This window comes from Ensifer sp. LBL, assembly GCF_050435225.1.
Lineage (GTDB): Bacteria > Pseudomonadota > Alphaproteobacteria > Rhizobiales > Rhizobiaceae > Ensifer.
Window position 1 is genome coordinate 281,872 of sequence record NZ_JBNDJY010000002.1, and the last position, 16,205, is coordinate 298,076.

The following is a 16,205-nucleotide window of genomic DNA, read 5'->3' on the forward strand; positions in this document are numbered from 1 at the left end:
TGCCCGGAAACGTCCGGGCAGCCAATTCACGATCTTACTCGTCGATGCCCTTGGTGCCACGACGCTTCAGGTACTTGTCCCAGTAGAAGTCATCGGCATTCTCGGCGGTAACGATCGAAAGGCCGTTGTCGACGAAGGGGATGCTCATCGGGTTGAAGCCGGAACGCTTGGCGTCGTTCATCGGGTCGATCAGTTCCGGATGCTTGGCCATCCACAGGAGCATGAAGCCCATGTAGCCCTGCATGCCCTGGTTCGGGTTGATCGAGCCGAAGACTTCGCCGGCCTTGATCATGTCGAGGATGTTGGCGTTGACGTCGGCGCACATGACGAGCACCTTGCCGCCGCTTTCCTTGCTGGCCTGAGCCGCACCGATCGCGGAGTTGGCTTCCGGCATAAACACGGCGCCGAGGTTCGGATTGGCCTGGATGAGGCTCATCAGGCCCTGATAGGCCTTGTTCGGATCCTGGTTGGAGGCGGCGCGACCGACGAGCTTCATGTCCGGCCATTTCTCGGCCATGCGGTTGACGAAGGCGGTGATGCGCTTGTCGTGGTTGTCCTGGCCGGGGTTTTCAAGCACGGCATATTCGCCCTTGCCGCCCATCTTCTCGGCGATCGCGTCGGCGGCATAGATGCCTTCGCGGGTGTTGTCCGAGGTGATGAAGGAGACGCGCTTCGACAGCGGCGAGTCCGCCGCGAAGGTCACAACGGCCGTGCCCTGGTCGATCGCCCGGTTGATCGGCTCGATGAACGGATCGGAGTTCATCGGGTGTACCAGAATGCCGGCCGGGTTCTGGGCGAGCGCCTGGTCGAAAGTGGCGATCTGCTTGTTGACGTCATATTCTGGCGTGCCGGTATATTCGGTCTCGCAGCCGAACTGCTGGCCGGCCTGCTTGAACATTTCATAGACCGGGAACCAGTATTCGACGCCCGAAACCATGACGTTCATGACGTATTTTTCGCCGGGCTGGCAGCGAAACGGGTTCGCCGTTTCGGCGCTGGCCGAACCTGCCCAGAACGAAGCTGCAATGACCGCCAGAGCGGTCGTGCTGAGAAATTTGCGCACGCGTCCTCCTCGAGGCCGAAGCCCCTCCCAAAAAACCGATAGGGCCGTTTGCTTGCGGCCGCTGAATGTATGAGTTTGCCGGAACTCCTCCTCGACTTCCGACAATTGCGATTTAAGCCGCGGACTCAGCCTCTGTCAATATAATTCATGGCATGAATAATAATTCATGCGCGACGTGGGAAAACTCGGGTCTGGTCATTCAATCAGCTGTCACGCAGACCCTTTAGAGCGCGCACATGATTACCCTGCAACAGATCGCCTTTCATGCCGGCTGCTCGCTGGCGACCGTCTCGCGGGTGCTGAAGGGCGAAGGTCCTGTCAGCGACGAAATGGTGCGGCGCGTACGCCGGGCCGCGGCCGAACTCGGCTATCGGCCACAGCCGGCCACGGGCCGCGCGGCCAGCCGCAGCCAGCCGATCGTCGGCGTGCTGGTGCCAAGCGTCACCAATCCGGTCTTCGCGGCATCGCTCGGCGGCATCCAGCATCGATTGCAGGCCGCAAACCATGGCGTGCTGATTGCCCAGTCCAATTACGATCCCGCACTCGAGGCACGCGCCGTGCGCTCGCTGCTCGAACAGCGGCCGACCGGGCTGATCCTGACGCTCTGCGACGCCAAGACCAGCGAGGCGCTTTCGGCGGCGCTGCCGCCGACGGTGCTTCTCAACAACCGTCCGGTTGCCCGCTTCGCCGCCGCGGTCACCGTCGACAATTACCGGGCCGGTTTCGACCTCACCCGCCACATCCTCGACCACGGTCATCGCCGCATCCTCGTCGTCTCCGGCCACTTCCGTTCGTCCGACCGGGCGCGCCTGCGCTACGACGGATATTCCGCCGCCATGAGAGAAGCGGGTGTCCAGCCGATGGAAGCGGTCGAGATCCCCTTCGTCGACGGCTACGAGAACCTCGACCTCGCGACGGTTCTAACGCAGCACCGCCCGACGGCGATCATCGCTTCCAACGATCTTCTGGCGCTCGGCGTGATCGCGGCGCTTCGGCGCGAAGGCCTTGCCGTGCCCGACGATGTCTCCGTCGCCGGCTTCGACGGCATCGCCCTTGGACGGCTGATGACGCCAACACTCACCACCATCTCCATGCCCGACGGCGACATGGGGCTTGCGGCAGCCGCCCTGCTGCTCGATATGGCGGAAAACGCGTCGGTCTGCCGCCATCTCAATCTCGACTGCCGCCTTTATCCCGGCGGCACGGTTCGCCACCTCGCCTGAGCAAACACGAAAACGCCGCCCCGAGATTTCCCCGGGGCGGCGCTTGTCACCTAGGTACAGGATCAGCTCCGCGGCAGCAGGCTTTCGACTTCGGCTGCAGCTTCGTCCAGCGCTTCCTTCGGTGTGGCCTGCTGCTCGACGATGCGCGACAGGTTCTCGACGATCGTCTGCGTGACCTTCACGCCGTTGCTGCCCGGGAAGGCATACCAGGGGCGCATCAGCGGCATCTGCTCGAGGCCGGCGCGGAACAGCGGGTTCTCCTTGTAGAAGTTGGCGAGGTACTCCGGCGACTTGGCAGCCAGCTCGTTGTTCGGCACATAGCCGGTGCCGGGAACGACGACCGAGGCGCCATAGGGGCCGGCCGCGAACTTCGCGAACTTCCAGGCTGCTTCCTGCTTCTCGGCGTCGCGCGTCAGGATGACGACGGCATTGCCGCCGGTCGGCAGCTTGCCCTTGGCCGGGTCGATCAGCGGAATATGCGCTGTTCGCAGGTCGAACTTGTCGCCGACATTCTTGATGGTGTTGCGAAGTGCCCCTGTCGTCTGGAAGGCGAAGCCGACCTTGCCGGCAACGAAGGCCTGCTCGCCCGCCTGCTTGGTCAGAACCGGCAGGCCACCTTCCTTGACCATGCGGTCAAGCACTTCGACAGCCTTCTCACCTTCAGGGCCGTTGAAGGCAACCTTGCTTTCGTCTTCGCTCAGCATCTCGCCGCCGGCGCCGAAGAGCAGCGCCGAGAACATCCAGTCGTCGCCCTGCCAGCGGAAGTCGATGCCTTCGTTGCCGTCGCCAAGCGCCTTGATCTTGCCCCCGAGCGCGATGACCTCATCCCAGGTCTTCGGCGGGGTGTCCGGATCGCCGCCGGCTTTGCGCACCAGATCGGCGTTGTAATACATGATCGGGTTGGAGGTGGCGAAAGCAAGGCCCACCTGCTTGCCGCCGACCTGGGCGAGCTTCAGGATGTTTTCCGAGAAGCCCTGCTCGGCCATGTTGCCGTCCTTGGCGATGAACGGGCCGAGATCGACGGGGATGTCGCGCTCGTTGACCATGCGCAAACGGTTGAGACCGATGAAGGTGAGATCGGGCATCTCGGCCGTGCCGGCCTGACGCATGATCGTCTGGATGCCCTCCTCATAGGTCGCCGACGGGTTGGCGAAGGTGATCTTGATATCAGGGTTTTCTTCCATGAACTTCTTCGAGATCGTGTCCATCACGTCCTTGAAGAAGCCGGGCATCGGATAATGCACCGTCAGCTGGGTATCGGCAAAGGCGGGGGCAGCGAGCATCAGCGATGCGGCAGCCGCGGTAAAAAGCTGTCTCAGATGTGTCATGGTTGCGCTCCAGGTTGGACCGTTCAGCCTTTGAGACCGGTCATGGTGATGCCCTCGACGAAGCGCTTCTGCGCCAGCAGAAAAGCGGTGACGAGAGGAAGGGTAATGATGAGAGTGGCGGCCATCAGCGCGCCGTAGTCGTCGCCGGCTTCCGCGGCTCGGAAGTAGAGAAGACCGAGCGGCGGGGTGGCATAATCCTGGTTGGTGACGACGATCAGCGGCCAGAAGAGATCGTTCCAGTGGGCGACGACCGAGAAGATCGCGAAAGCCGTGATCGCCGGCCAGGCATTCGGCACGATGACCCGCGCGACGATGCCGGCTTCGGACATGCCGTCGAGCCTTGCCGCATGGATCAGATCGTCGGGCATGGCGCGGAAGAACTGCAGGAACAGGAAGATCGCAAAGACCGAGATCGAGAAGGGCGCCACCAGGGCCGTGTAGCTGTTCAAGACCGAGAGCCTGTCGAAGGCCACGTAGATCGGCAGCGCCGTCGCATGGATCGGCACGAGCAGTCCGAGCATGACCAGAACCATCATGGTGCGGGCGGCCCGGAACTTCAGCTTCGCCATGGCATAGGCGCAAGGGATGGCGACGACGATCTGGATGACGAAGATCAGCGCGCAGACGATCACGCCGTTGAAGAGCAGCGTCGACATCGAGACGCGCGACAGCGCCTTGGAGAAGTTCTCGATGTAGGACCACTGCTCAGGGATCAGCGACAGCGACGAGGAGAAGATCTCGCTCTGCGCCTTGCCTGCGGTCGAGACCATGAAGATGTAGGGCGCTAGAAAGATAAGAGCGCCGAGCGACAGCACCGTCAGACGGGCGATGCGGGTGACGGAGAAGGCGTTGCTGGTCATGCGTAATGCACCTTCCGGTCAAGCACGCGGTACTGCAGAAACATCAGGACGACGAAGATTGCGAGGAAGACGACGGTCATGGCCGAGGCGTAGCCGACGCGCAGATAGACGAAGCCTTCCTGGTAGATCGTGAAGAGCAGCACTTCCGACGCCTTGTTCGGACCGCCCTCGGTCAGCGTCTTCACTGTCTCGAACACCTTCACCGAATTGATGATGCTGATGGTCGTGACGAACAGCGTCGTCGGCCCGAGCATCGGCCAGGTCACGAGCCGAAAACGATCGAACCAGGATTTCGCGCCGTCGACTTCGGCGGCGGCATAGAGTTCCCGCGGGATGGCGGTGAGGCCGGCGAGGAACAGCACCATGTTGAAGCCGACCGACTGCCAGATGCCGATGATCGACAGGCCATAGAGCACCGTGCCGGAGGCGCCGAGCCAGTTGGGGCCGGCAATGCCGAAAACGGCGAGGAAGGTGTTGATCGGGCCGATGGTCGGGTGGAACAGGAATTGCCAGACCGTGGCCATGGCGACGAGCAGCGAGGCGACCGGCAGAAAATAGACGGTCCTGAAGAAGGCTCGGCCCTTGGTTTCCGCCTCGATCAACATGGCGATCGCCAGCGAAAGCACGATCGATACCGGTGTGACGATCGCGGTGTAGACGGCGGTGTTCCAGAGCGAGCGACGGAAGGTGCGGTCGCCGAAGAGCTCGGCATAGTTCTCGAAACCGACGAAACGGAAGCTGCCGTAGCCGAGCTCGAAATCGGTGAAGCCGAGCACGATCACGGCAGCGGTCGGCAGCAGGATGAACAGGAAGAGCAGCGTGATGGCCGGCAGCGCCAGCAACCAGGCGATGCGGGCTTCGCGGCGATCGGGGTGGGACGCAGCAATCGCGGTTTCGAAGGTTGCGACACTAGCCATGGACCTTCTCCAGCGTCGCGGCGATAGTGATCGGCTCGGCTGCCACCCGGGTGCCCTCGCCGTCGAACAGCATCGCCCGTTCCGGCATGAACGCGACATCGACGGGCTGACCGATCGCGAGTGCTGCGGCTTCGGCGGGTGCTGACTTGGCAGTGACCACCTCGCCGATCGCATCGAGACGGGCGTGGACGATGACTTCGGAGCCGAGAAACTCCATGCGCTCGACCCGCGCGGTCAGGCGGCCGGCGCTTGCCGCATGGAAGCGGACAAATTCCGGACGGATTGCAAGCTTCACCGGTGCATCCGGCGCCTGCCCGCGGCTTGCCAGAAGCACGAAATCGCCGAAGCGCACGATGCTTGCGGTATCCGTGCGGGTTTCGAGCACGTTGATCTTCGGCTGACCAAGGAAGCGCGCAACCTCGATATGGGAGGGGTTGTCGTAGATCTCCTTCGGGCTCGCCAGTTGCAAGAGATTGCCGCCGATCATGACGGCGACGCGGTCGGCCATCGACAGCGCTTCCGACTGGTCGTGGGTGACGTAGAGTGTCGGCACACCGGCGCGGCGGTGCAGGTCGACGATTTCGCCGCGGGCATGGACGCGCAGGTTGGCGTCGAGATTGGAGAGCGGCTCGTCCATCAGGAACACGGCCGGACGGCGCACCATGGCGCGGGCAAGCGCCACGCGCTGGCGCTGACCGCCGGACATCTGCCCAGGCTTGCGGTCGAGCAGATGATCAATCTTCAGCGCTCCGGCCATCTCCTTGACCTGGCGCTGAATATCGCTGCGGATCTGCTTCTGGCCAGGCAGAAGACTGCCAATCATGGGCAGGCGCTGCATCGCCGTCAGGCGCCGCATGGCGAGCGGTACGGCAATGTTTTGACCTGCCGTCAGGTGCGGATAGAGCGCGTAGGACTGGAACACCATCGCAACGTTGCGGTCGGCCGCCGCCATGCGGACAACGCTACGACCGCCGATGACGATCTCGCCGGCATCGCCGTGATCAAGGCCGGCGACGATGCGCAGAAGCGTGCTCTTGCCGCAGCCGGAAGGGCCGACGAGCGCAATGAACTCGCCGGCTCCCGCCTCCAGGCTGACGCCCTTCAGGATGGCGTTGCCGCCATAGGACTTGGTGATGCCATCCAGCGAAAGCACGCTCATTGCGCTGCCTCCACGCGAACCTTCTTCTTGGCGGCGAGCGGATAGACGTCCTCGACGATCGGGTCGAGCACGTAGCTCGTCAGACCCGGCACAGCGACGATTTCGCTCGAAACACCGTCCTCAGTGAACGTGTGCACGACGGCACCCACCAGCCGCTCGCCCGGCATCGGCCGCTCCAGCGTGTCGATGATGAAGGAGGTCGGCGGAGCCCAGACAAGCGACGTCCCGGCATGTTCGCCGGTCCAGGCCCAGTGCAGGTGACCGCTGGCATGTAATGCCACCTCGGCTTCTGCGAAAAGATCAAAGAGGCGCTGGCGCTGGCGCGGACGGATGCCCCAGTAGCCGGTGTCGCCTTCGGCCGGGGCGTCGACGAAGAGCGGCTTGTGGGCGAAGACCGCCACCCGGCGGCCGTCGCGACCAAGCAGTTGTTCCTCCAGCCAGGCAAATTGCCTGTCCTCTTCCTCGTCTTCGAAGCCGATCAGCAGGCTGTTGAGGCCAAGCAGCCGCCAGTCGCCATGGTCGTGGCCCCAGTAGTCCGGACCGGCGAGACGGCGCCAGCGGGCAAGCCGAACGGGATCCACAGGCTGGTGCGAGCCCGGCAGATGGCCGACATCGTGATTGCCGGGAACGATCGCGACCGGCATCGAGAGCTGGCCGATCAGATCGAGTGAGAAGGTGATGTCGTCCTCGTGGTCGGCGCCATCGATGGTGACATCGCCCGTGTGGATGACGAGATCGGGTTTTACCGCCTCGATCCAGGCGCGAACCGGTTCCCAATTGCCGTTGAAATGGCTTTTGGCGGGGCTGAGATGGGTGTCGCTGATCTGGACGATTTTCATGGAAACGGGCCTCCGACGATGGCTTGCGGTATCCGCGTCGGAGGGCTGTCTCTCCCCTTCTCTGCGGTTGGACGCAGTCTTTAGGGAGCCGCCATGTCAGTTTGGTAACAGCCGTTCTCAGCTGATTTTCAGTTTCTCCATGAAAGCGTCATTTTCCGAAGCCCGGCCGGCGCGAACCGGCACGCGCGCACCGGATGCGTCTGCGTCTTATTTCCCCAGGCTCACCACTTTGCGCCGAGTTCGCCCCGAATTGACGCCGGACAGGATTGCTCCATGACGGTCGCAAGCATCGCATTCGACGCGTCTGCTTCGGCGACGACCCAGTCGCGAAAAGCCTGGATCTTCTTCTGCCGCCTGGTGCTTTGCGGATAGACCAGCCAATAGGCGCGGCCGTCGCGCACCACATGCTCGAACGGCCGAATCAGCCTGCCGGTCTTCAGTTCATCCATCAGGAAGGTCGAGACGGCAATCGCCATGCCGTGATCCGAAAGGATTGTGGCAACATCCATCGCCTGGACGTCGAAGATCAGCTCGGTACCGTTGCTAGCCGGCGGCTCGACGCCGGTTTCGATCATCCAGCGCCGCCACCAGTTGGCGTTGCCGAAACGCCGGATCCTCAGAACGTCGGCGGGCTCCTTGAGCTGATGTTTCTCCAGGAAGGACGGCGTGCAGACCGGCACGTAATCGAGCGGAAACAAGGGAAAGACATCGTTGCCCGGCCAATCGCCGGCACCGCTGCGCACCGCAAGATCGATGGCATCACGCTTGAAATCGATGAGTTCGGTCGACATGTGCACCCTGATACTGATGTTCGGATGGGCGGTCTGGAACGAGGCGAGCCGCTGGCCGAGCCAGCTCGAAACGACGGTCGGCAGCACCGAGATGTGCAGGTGATGTTCGGTCTTGTCGGCAATCTCCGAGAAGGCCGCCCCTAAAAGATCGATCGCTTCGGTTACCTTTGGCGCCAGCTGCCGTCCGGCGCCGGTCAGCCGCACCTCGCGCGGAAGGCGGACGAACAGCGGCGCGCCGATGCGATCCTCCAACAACCGGATCTGGTAGCTGACGGCCGCCTGCGTCATGCCGAGCTCTTCGGCGGCGCGGGTGAAACTCAGGTGCCTGGCAGCGGCCTCGAAGGCGCGCACTGCACTCATAGGGGGAATCTTGCTCATGACGCTGAGATAAGCATTCTTTATGCCAGCATGCGAGAAATCGCTTTGCGCGAAACGGCAAAAAACCTCACTTTTTTCGCGAACACACGCCTTGTAGAGAAGTGAGGATAGCAATGCTTAGCGCAGTGCGATCAATGATTTACCATGTCCTGAATTGGGCCGACAGGACCCTCAGTGCTCCGGTCGCCATCGACACGTTCAACGAGTTCCAGCTCCGGGATATCGGCCTGACGCGGGACCAGGAACATATCCGTGCGCGCGTCGGCGACACAGCGGATCCGTGGCACTGGCCGGAGGAGCCCGATCCCGTGCCGGTGCAACCCGCCGCCAAAGCAGTTTGTAGCGAAGGGCCGCGCATTGCCCGCGTCTCGCCCCGCGCCCTGGCTGGAGAAAATAAAGACATAAGCATTTCTTTATGCGATTGACGAGCAAGCGATTGCAGGGCATTGTCCCGGCATCGTGGTTCTGCGCCTCGCCATCCGGCGGGGCGGAGCTAAGAGGGAATTCGGTGCGGCGCTGACAAGCGCTAAGGCCGGAGCTGCCCCCGCAACTGTAGGCGGAGAGCGGCCGTTCGATGATGTCACTGAGGAAGACGCCTCGGGAAGACGGAACGGTCCGCGTTGACCCGCAAGCCAGGAGACCTGCCGCGATGAACAACGTCCACGGGCGGGGTGTCCGATGAGGCGCGTTGACGACGCGGGACCCTTCTCGCGTCGTGGATGCGTCGCATTCAAACCTTGCCCTTCAACCTTCGGGGTAAGGAAATGACCATCAAGACCGCCAATCTCGGCTTCCCGCGCATCGGCCGCCACCGCGAACTGAAATTCGCGCTTGAACGCTACTGGTCCGGCAAGATCAGCCGTGACGACCTTTTCGACGTCGGCCGCCGGCTTCGGGCCGAAAACTGGGCGGCGCAAAAGGCGCGCGGCATCGATATCCTCCCTTCGAACGATTTCTCGTTCTACGACCACGTGCTCGATACTGCCGTGCTCGTCGGTGCGGTCCCGGCCACCTATGGCTGGAAGGGCGGTCCCGTCGATCTCGACACTTACTTTGCCATGGCGCGCGGCTCGACCGGTTCGCCGTGCGCTTCCGGTTGCACGCATGCGGGTGACGGCGGCAACGCCGCACTCGAGATGACCAAGTGGTTCGATACCAACTACCATTACATGGTGCCCGAATTCGAAGCGGATCAACGCTTTGCGCTGACGCATAACCGGCCGCTCGAAGCCTTTCTCGAGGCCGAAGCTCTCGGCTATCGAACCCGCCCGGTCGTGCTTGGCCCGGTGACCTTCCTCAAGCTCGGCAAGGCGAAGGGCGGAGAATTCGATCCCCTGGACCTGATCGAGCGCCTGCTTCCCGTCTACGTCGAGCTGCTAACCGAACTTGCCAATGCCGGCGCCGACTGGGTTCAGATCGACGAGCCTAGTCTGGTGCTCGATCTCACCGACCGGGAAAGGCAGGCCCTGGACCTTGCCTATCATACGTTCCGGGCGAAGGTTCCCGGGCTCCGGATCATGCTTGCGAGCTATTTCGGCGCGATCGGCGACAATATGGTGAGCGCCCTGGCGCTGCCGATCGCGGGCCTGCATGTCGATCTCGTGCGCGCGCCGCAGCAGATCGAGGTCCTCATCCAGTCCGCTCCGGCTGACCGGGTGCTGTCGCTCGGCATCATGGACGGCCGCAACGTCTGGAGGACGGATCTTGCCGGCCTGTTCCGCCGCCTGCAGCCGCTGGTCTCTGCCCATGGCCGCGACCGGATCGAGCTTGCACCCTCGTGCTCGCTCCTGCATGTGCCCGTCGACCTCGACATGGAACGGGCGCTCGACCCGGAGCTTGCCTCGTGGCTCGCTTTCGCCGTGCAGAAGCTCGATGAATTAAGCCTTCTCGCCCGTGCCTTCGAGCCGGGGCTTGCCAGCCCGGAAAGGGTCTTTGCGGCCTCGAGCGAAGCGGCCAAGGCGCGTCTGACGTCGCTCAGGATTCATGATCCACTTGTTGCCGGGCGACTGAAGGCGCTGACGGCAGCCGACAGCGAGCGCCGGTCTCCTTTCCCGGCCCGTCGCGCGCTCCAGGCGGACGCGCTGCCGTTGCCGCTTTTCCCGACGACGACGATCGGCTCCTTCCCGCAGACGCCGGAGGTCCGGCAGGCCCGTTCCCTGCATGCCAAGGGCGAACTCAGCTATGTCGACTACACCGCCTATCTGCGCCGGGAAACCGAGCAGGCGGTGCGCTGGCAGGAAGAGATCGGCATCGACGTGCTGGTACACGGCGAGTTCGAACGCAACGACATGGTGCAGTATTTCGGCGAGCAGCTCTCGGGCTACGCCTTTACCCGAAGTGGCTGGGTACAGAGCTACGGTTCGCGCTACGTGCGCCCGCCGATCATCTTCGGCGACGTTTCCCGGCCGAACCCGATGACGGTCGAATGGGCGGCCTTTGCGCAGTCACTGACCGATCGACCGGTCAAGGGCATGCTGACGGGTCCGGTCACCATGCTGCAATGGTCCTTCGTGCGCGACGACCTGCCGCGGTCGGTGGTGTGCCGGCAGATCGCGCTGGCGCTTAGCGACGAAGTCAGGGATCTCGAGGCATCGGGCATCGCCATCATCCAGATCGACGAGCCGGCGCTGCGCGAGGGTCTGCCGCTCAAGGCCGCCGACCGCAAGGCCTATCTCGAGTGGGCGGTGGAGTGCTTCCGCCTCAGCGCCGCCGGCGTCGGCGACGCCACCCAGATCCACACCCACATGTGCTACTCGGAGTTCAACGACATCATGCCGGCGATCGCGGCGATGGATGCAGACGTGATTTCGATCGAGACGTCGCGATCGAAGATGGAACTGCTCGGCGCGTTCACCGGAAGGGCCTATCCGAACGAGATCGGGCCGGGCGTCTACGATATCCATTCGCCCCGCGTACCGGCGGTGGTTGAAATGGTGCACCTCATCGAGCGCGCGACCGAAGGGCTGACGCCGGCGCAGATCTGGGTCAACCCGGATTGCGGGCTGAAGACCCGGCGCTGGGAGGAAACCCGGCCAGCACTTGTCAACATGGTGGCGGCGGCGCGCGCCCTGCGCCAGGCCTTCGCGGATGATCCCTGCAAGGCGCTTCGCGCATGACGGACCACACGGAAGCGGCGTCGGGGGAACCCCCGGCGCCACAGACCCTCGTCGATATCGTCTTTCCCGGCGACACCAATCATCACGGCACCCTCTTTGGGGGTGCCGCATTGGCGCTCATGGACCGGATCGCCTTCATCGTCGCCACCCGCCACGGCCGCGTTCCCTTCGTCACTGCCTCCTGCGACCGGATCGACTTTCGCGCACCCGCCCGCATCGGCCAGATCGTCAGTTTCTCTGGCCGCCCGGTGCGCGTCGGGCGGCGCTCGATGGTCGTCGACGTCGAGATGGTGGCCGAAGACCTTGCGACCGGCGGCCGCGATCTTTGCTCACGCGGACAGTTCACCATGGTTGGAATGCCGCAGGACAAAGGTGCCGACTGGCACCTTCCGCCGCTCGCCGAGCCCGCGCCGGCTGTGCCCGCGGCCAATTTCGTCGGCATGACCGACATCGTTTTTCCGGGCCAGACCAACAGCGCCGGCGCGCTCTTTGGCGGCGATGCACTCGCCCAGATGACGAAGGCGGCCTTCGTCGCCGCGACCCGGCTGACCGGCAAAGCGATGGTGCTCGCCTCCTGCAGTAGCGATTTCAAGCGGCGTGTCGCCGCCGGAACGATCGTCGACACGCTGGCGCGCGTCACCCGGACCGGACGCAGTTCCACAACGATAGAGGTCGAGCTCTGGTCGGAAGAACTGCTCAGCGGCGTGCGTCTGCTGACCGTCACCGGGACTTTCGTGATGGTGGCCGTCGACAGCCGCAACCGCCCGGTTGCGGCCTTCGCCGCCTGAGCAAGCCGGGAGTGTCGCTCATGGCGCCCTCGGTCCACAGGATTGATTGCGCGCCGCCATTTACTCCCCGTTATCCACACCGAAAAAGAAAAGACCTCTGCACCCCCGCCTCCAGCATATAGAACCTATTGACGCAGATTTGCGATGAACTACTATATCTAGTGTTCGAGGTTCTTCCGATTCGCAAGGATTGGGAGCTAAGACGGGAATACGGTGCGCCGGCGGGTTTCCGCTCAGGCTATGCCGTAGCTGCCCCCGCAACTGTAGACGGCGAGCGACTGTCCGGAATTGGACCACTGAGGCATGAGGCCTCGGGAAGGTCGGGATGGAAGCTTTGACCCGTAAGCCAGGAGACCTGCCTCGAGCAACAAACGTCCACGGGCGGGGTGTCCGGAGGGGTTGAGTGCGTGGCAGGATGAGCCTGCCCGATCGTCTCGACATCTCCCCGGCAGCCTGTCGAAAGCTTCGGGGTGAAGTCATGTCAGTTTCTTCCAGTTCAGATCCACCTTCTGCGGACGGGTGCGCATTGTTGCGCGCCTGATCGAAAGGCCGCGCCCTGAGAGTCCGCATCCGCGGAAATTCCGGAGCGCCCGACCAGAACGAGCCGGCCAGGTCGCGTAGCTGCACATGGACCAGCTTGCCGACATCCGCTCCGGTCGAGGCGACCGGGGAGCGATGTTTCATGCCCTATCGCCAAGCCCACGGTTCGCGTTCGCGCGGCCCGCCGATTTTTTGCGCCCATTTGCCAGCCCCTCACGAGGAACCCATGTCGATCACCGTCTACAGCAAACCTGCCTGCGTCCAATGCACCGCCACCACCCGCGCGCTCGACCGTCAGGGCATCGATTATCGCATCGTCGATATCTCGGAGGATTCCGACGGTTTCGCGCTCGTGCAGGGTCTCGGCTACCGGCAGGTTCCAGTGGTCGTCGCCGGCGAACGGCATTGGGCGGGGTTCCGCCCGGACATGATCAGCGCGCTTTCCTGAGGGAGAGAAGCGATGGGGCTGATCGTCTATTTTTCCAGCCGCTCGGAAAACACCCATCGCTTCGTTGAGAAACTCGGCCTTCGCACAGCCCGCATACCGCTTAGGGAAAGTAAGGATGCACTTACGGTTTCGGAGCCCTATGTGCTCGTCGTACCGACCTATTGCGGCGACGATGGCCGAGGTGCCGTGCCGAAACAGGTGATCCGCTTCCTGAACGACGCGGGCAACCGCTCTCACATCCGCGGCGTGATCGCTGCGGGCAACAGCAATTTCGGCGCGACCTTCGGGATCGCCGGCGACGTGATCTCGGCCAGGTGCCGGGTGCCCTACCTCTACCGGTTCGAACTTCTCGGAACCGAAGAGGACGTCGCCAATGTCAGACACGGGATGGAACGATTTTGGACGTCACGACACTCGAACGCCCCCTGAAGGCGACGGAAGCAGCGCTCGACTATCATGCGCTGAACGCCATGCTGAACCTCTATGACGAGGAGGGCCGGATCCAGCTCGACAAGGACCGGCTGGCGGCAAAACAGTACTTCCTGCAGCACGTCAACCAGAACACGGTGTTCTTCCATAACCTGCGGGAAAAGCTCGATTATCTGGTGATCGAGGGCTATTACGAGCAGGAAGTGCTGGACCAGTATTCGTTCAACTTCGTGCGCGATCTCTACGACCACGCCTATTCGAAGAAGTTCCGTTTCCCGACCTTCCTCGGCGCCTTCAAATATTACACGTCCTATACGCTCAAAACCTTCGACGGAAAGCGCTACCTGGAGCGCTACGAAGACCGCGTCTGCATGGTGGCGATGGCCTTGGCGCGCGGCAACGAGGCGCTTGCCCGCGACCTCGTCGACGAGATCATTTCCGGCCGCTTCCAGCCGGCGACGCCGACCTTCCTCAATGCCGGCAAGAAGAGCCGCGGCGAGCTCGTCTCCTGCTTTCTGCTGAGGATCGAGGACAACATGGAGAGCATCGGCCGCGCCATCAATTCGGCGCTGCAGCTTTCCAAGCGCGGCGGCGGCGTGGCGCTGTCGCTCACCAACATCCGCGAGATGGGCGCGCCGATCAAGCAGATCGAGAACCAATCCTCCGGAGTCATCCCGGTCATGAAACTTTTGGAGGACTCGTTCTCCTATGCCAACCAGCTTGGCGCGCGTCAGGGCGCAGGTGCTGTCTACCTACACGCCCACCACCCCGACATCATGCGCTTCCTCGACACCAAGCGTGAGAACGCCGACGAGAAGATCCGCATCAAGACGCTGTCGCTCGGCGTCGTCATCCCCGACATCACCTTCGAGCTCGCCCGCAACAACGAGGACATGTACCTGTTCTCGCCCTATGACGTGCAGCAGGTCTATGGCGTGCCGCTCACCGAAATCTCGGTGACGGAGAAGTATCGCGAGATGGTGGAGGATGCCCGCATCCGCAAGCGCAAGATCAAGGCGCGCGACTTCTTCCAGATCATCGCCGAGATCCAGTTCGAGAGCGGCTATCCCTACATCATGTTCGAGGACACGGTGAACCGGGCAAACCCGATTGCCGGCCGCATCACCATGAGCAACCTCTGCTCGGAAATCCTGCAGGTGAGCGAGGCGAGCGAATTCAACGACGACCTCTCCTACAAGCACATGGGCAAGGACATCTCCTGCAACCTCGGCTCGCTGAACATCGCCGCTGCCATGGACAGCCCGGATTTCGGCCAGACGATCGAGACCTCGATCCGGGCACTGACAGCCGTCTCCGAAATGAGCCACATCTCGTCCGTACCTTCGATCGAGAAAGGCAACGACGACAGCCACGCGATCGGCCTCGGGCAGATGAACCTGCACGGCTATCTCGCCCGCGAGCGCATCTTCTACGGCTCCGAAGAAGGCATCGATTTCACCAACATCTATTTCTACACGGTGACCTACCACGCCATCCGCGCATCGAACCGGCTGGCGGTCGAAAAGGGCAAGAGCTTCGCTGGCTTCGAAAACTCGAAATACGCCTCTGGCGACTATTTCGACAAATACACCGAGGCCGAATGGCTACCGGCGACCGAAAAGGTGAAGGCGCTGTTCGAGGAAGCCGGCATCGCCATCCCGACCCAGGAAGACTGGCTGGACCTGAAACGGGCAGTGATCGAAGGTGGCCTCTACAACCAGAACCTCCAGGCCGTGCCGCCGACAGGCTCGATCTCCTACATCAACCACTCGACCTCCTCGATCCACCCGATCGTCTCGAAGATCGAGATCCGCAAGGAAGGCAAGATCGGCCGCGTCTATTACCCGGCCGCCTTCATGACCAACGACAATCTCGAATACTACCAGGACGCCTACGAGATCGGGCCGGAGAAGATCATCGACACCTATGCGGCCGCCACCCAGCACGTCGACCAGGGCCTGTCGCTGACGCTGTTCTTCCGCGACACGGCGACGACCCGCGACATCAACCGCGCCCAGATCCACGCCTGGAAGAAGGGCATCAAGACCATCTACTACATCCGTCTTCGCCAGATGGCGCTCGAGGGCACGCAGGTCCAGGGCTGCGTTTCCTGCGCGCTGTAGCACTCCGTACCCATTAAGTGCCCCTCACCCTAACCCTCTCCCCGCTTGCGGGGAGAGGGGACGTGCCCCACGCAACGCCGACGGATGCATCATGACGGTGCGGCTAGTCCCTTCTCCCCGCGCGCGGGGAAAAGGTGCCGGCAGGCGGATGAGGGGCAACCCGCACCGCACGGATGAGATGGCTTTACGCCCGAGAGGACAAC

14 protein-coding genes and 2 riboswitches are annotated in these 16,205 nt (G+C 62.9%); of the genes, 7 read left to right on the forward strand and 7 right to left on the reverse strand.

Features of this window, described 5'->3' with window-relative positions; all coding sequences use genetic code 11:
* Positions 1 to 34 precede the first annotated feature (34 nt).
* Complete coding sequence (locus OKW20_RS08555) at positions 35 to 1,063, reverse strand: substrate-binding domain-containing protein (RefSeq protein WP_034805587.1); 1,029 nt, start codon at positions 1,061 to 1,063, stop codon at positions 35 to 37.
* Between the two features lie 236 nt (positions 1,064 to 1,299).
* On the opposite strand from OKW20_RS08555, the gene OKW20_RS08560 reads away from it, so the two are divergent.
* Positions 1,300 to 2,286, forward strand: a complete 987-nt coding sequence (locus tag OKW20_RS08560; protein WP_429171501.1) for a substrate-binding domain-containing protein — start codon at positions 1,300 to 1,302, stop codon at positions 2,284 to 2,286.
* Between the two features lie 62 nt (positions 2,287 to 2,348).
* Here OKW20_RS08560 and OKW20_RS08565 read toward each other — a convergent pair whose 3' ends face one another.
* The 6 genes from OKW20_RS08565 to OKW20_RS08590 all read right to left on the reverse strand — a co-directional run bounded on the left by OKW20_RS08565 (position 2,349) and on the right by OKW20_RS08590 (position 8,540).
* On the reverse strand, positions 2,349 to 3,614 hold the full coding sequence (locus tag OKW20_RS08565) for an ABC transporter substrate-binding protein (RefSeq protein ID WP_429115713.1): 1,266 nt from the start codon (positions 3,612 to 3,614) through the stop codon (positions 2,349 to 2,351).
* Between the two features lie 23 nt (positions 3,615 to 3,637).
* Positions 3,638 to 4,474 (reverse strand): carbohydrate ABC transporter permease, encoded by an 837-nt coding sequence (locus tag OKW20_RS08570; RefSeq protein ID WP_429115712.1) that lies wholly within the window; start codon positions 4,472 to 4,474, stop codon positions 3,638 to 3,640.
* Complete coding sequence (locus OKW20_RS08575) at positions 4,471 to 5,391, reverse strand: carbohydrate ABC transporter permease (protein WP_429171503.1); 921 nt, start codon at positions 5,389 to 5,391, stop codon at positions 4,471 to 4,473. The genes OKW20_RS08570 and OKW20_RS08575 overlap by 4 nt, the downstream gene beginning before the upstream one ends.
* Positions 5,384 to 6,550: an ABC transporter ATP-binding protein gene (locus OKW20_RS08580; protein WP_429115708.1), complete on the reverse strand. Its 1,167-nt coding sequence runs from the start codon at positions 6,548 to 6,550 to the stop codon at positions 5,384 to 5,386. Before OKW20_RS08580 ends, OKW20_RS08575 begins: the two co-directional genes overlap by 8 nt.
* Positions 6,547 to 7,389 carry a metallophosphoesterase family protein gene (locus OKW20_RS08585; protein ID WP_429115706.1) on the reverse strand — a complete coding sequence of 281 codons (843 nt, stop codon included), beginning with the start codon at positions 7,387 to 7,389 and terminating at the stop codon, positions 6,547 to 6,549. Before OKW20_RS08585 ends, OKW20_RS08580 begins: the two co-directional genes overlap by 4 nt.
* A gap of 221 nt (positions 7,390 to 7,610) precedes the next feature.
* Positions 7,611 to 8,540 carry a LysR substrate-binding domain-containing protein gene (locus tag OKW20_RS08590; RefSeq protein WP_429171505.1) on the reverse strand — a complete coding sequence of 310 codons (930 nt, stop codon included), beginning with the start codon at positions 8,538 to 8,540 and terminating at the stop codon, positions 7,611 to 7,613.
* Between the two features lie 152 nt (positions 8,541 to 8,692).
* Here OKW20_RS08590 and OKW20_RS08595 point away from each other — a divergent pair, with 152 nt between their 5' ends.
* The 6 genes from OKW20_RS08595 (at position 8,693) to nrdE (ending at position 16,002) form a co-directional block, all read left to right on the forward strand.
* Positions 8,693 to 8,983 carry a hypothetical protein gene (locus OKW20_RS08595; protein ID WP_429115703.1) on the forward strand — a complete coding sequence of 97 codons (291 nt, stop codon included), beginning with the start codon at positions 8,693 to 8,695 and terminating at the stop codon, positions 8,981 to 8,983.
* Between the two features lie 18 nt (positions 8,984 to 9,001).
* Positions 9,002 to 9,221, forward strand: a riboswitch (cobalamin riboswitch).
* 101 nt (positions 9,222 to 9,322) lie between these two features.
* Positions 9,323 to 11,674, forward strand: a complete 2,352-nt coding sequence (gene metE / locus OKW20_RS08600; RefSeq protein WP_429171507.1) for a 5-methyltetrahydropteroyltriglutamate--homocysteine S-methyltransferase — start codon at positions 9,323 to 9,325, stop codon at positions 11,672 to 11,674.
* Positions 11,671 to 12,462 carry an acyl-CoA thioesterase gene (locus OKW20_RS08605; protein ID WP_429171508.1) on the forward strand — a complete coding sequence of 264 codons (792 nt, stop codon included), beginning with the start codon at positions 11,671 to 11,673 and terminating at the stop codon, positions 12,460 to 12,462. The genes metE and OKW20_RS08605 overlap by 4 nt, the downstream gene beginning before the upstream one ends.
* Positions 12,463 to 12,613: 151 nt before the next feature.
* Positions 12,614 to 12,839: riboswitch (cobalamin riboswitch) on the forward strand.
* Positions 12,840 to 13,228: 389 nt separating this feature from the next.
* Positions 13,229 to 13,450 (forward strand): glutaredoxin-like protein NrdH, encoded by a 222-nt coding sequence (gene nrdH, locus OKW20_RS08610; RefSeq protein ID WP_192450207.1) that lies wholly within the window; start codon positions 13,229 to 13,231, stop codon positions 13,448 to 13,450.
* Positions 13,451 to 13,462: 12 nt separating this feature from the next.
* Positions 13,463 to 13,879, forward strand: coding sequence for a class Ib ribonucleoside-diphosphate reductase assembly flavoprotein NrdI (gene nrdI, locus OKW20_RS08615; protein WP_429171510.1), 417 nt, complete (start codon positions 13,463 to 13,465; stop codon positions 13,877 to 13,879).
* Positions 13,849 to 16,002 carry a class 1b ribonucleoside-diphosphate reductase subunit alpha gene (nrdE, locus tag OKW20_RS08620; RefSeq protein WP_429171512.1) on the forward strand — a complete coding sequence of 718 codons (2,154 nt, stop codon included), beginning with the start codon at positions 13,849 to 13,851 and terminating at the stop codon, positions 16,000 to 16,002. Before nrdI ends, nrdE begins: the two co-directional genes overlap by 31 nt.
* The last annotated feature ends 203 nt before the right edge of the window (positions 16,003 to 16,205 follow it).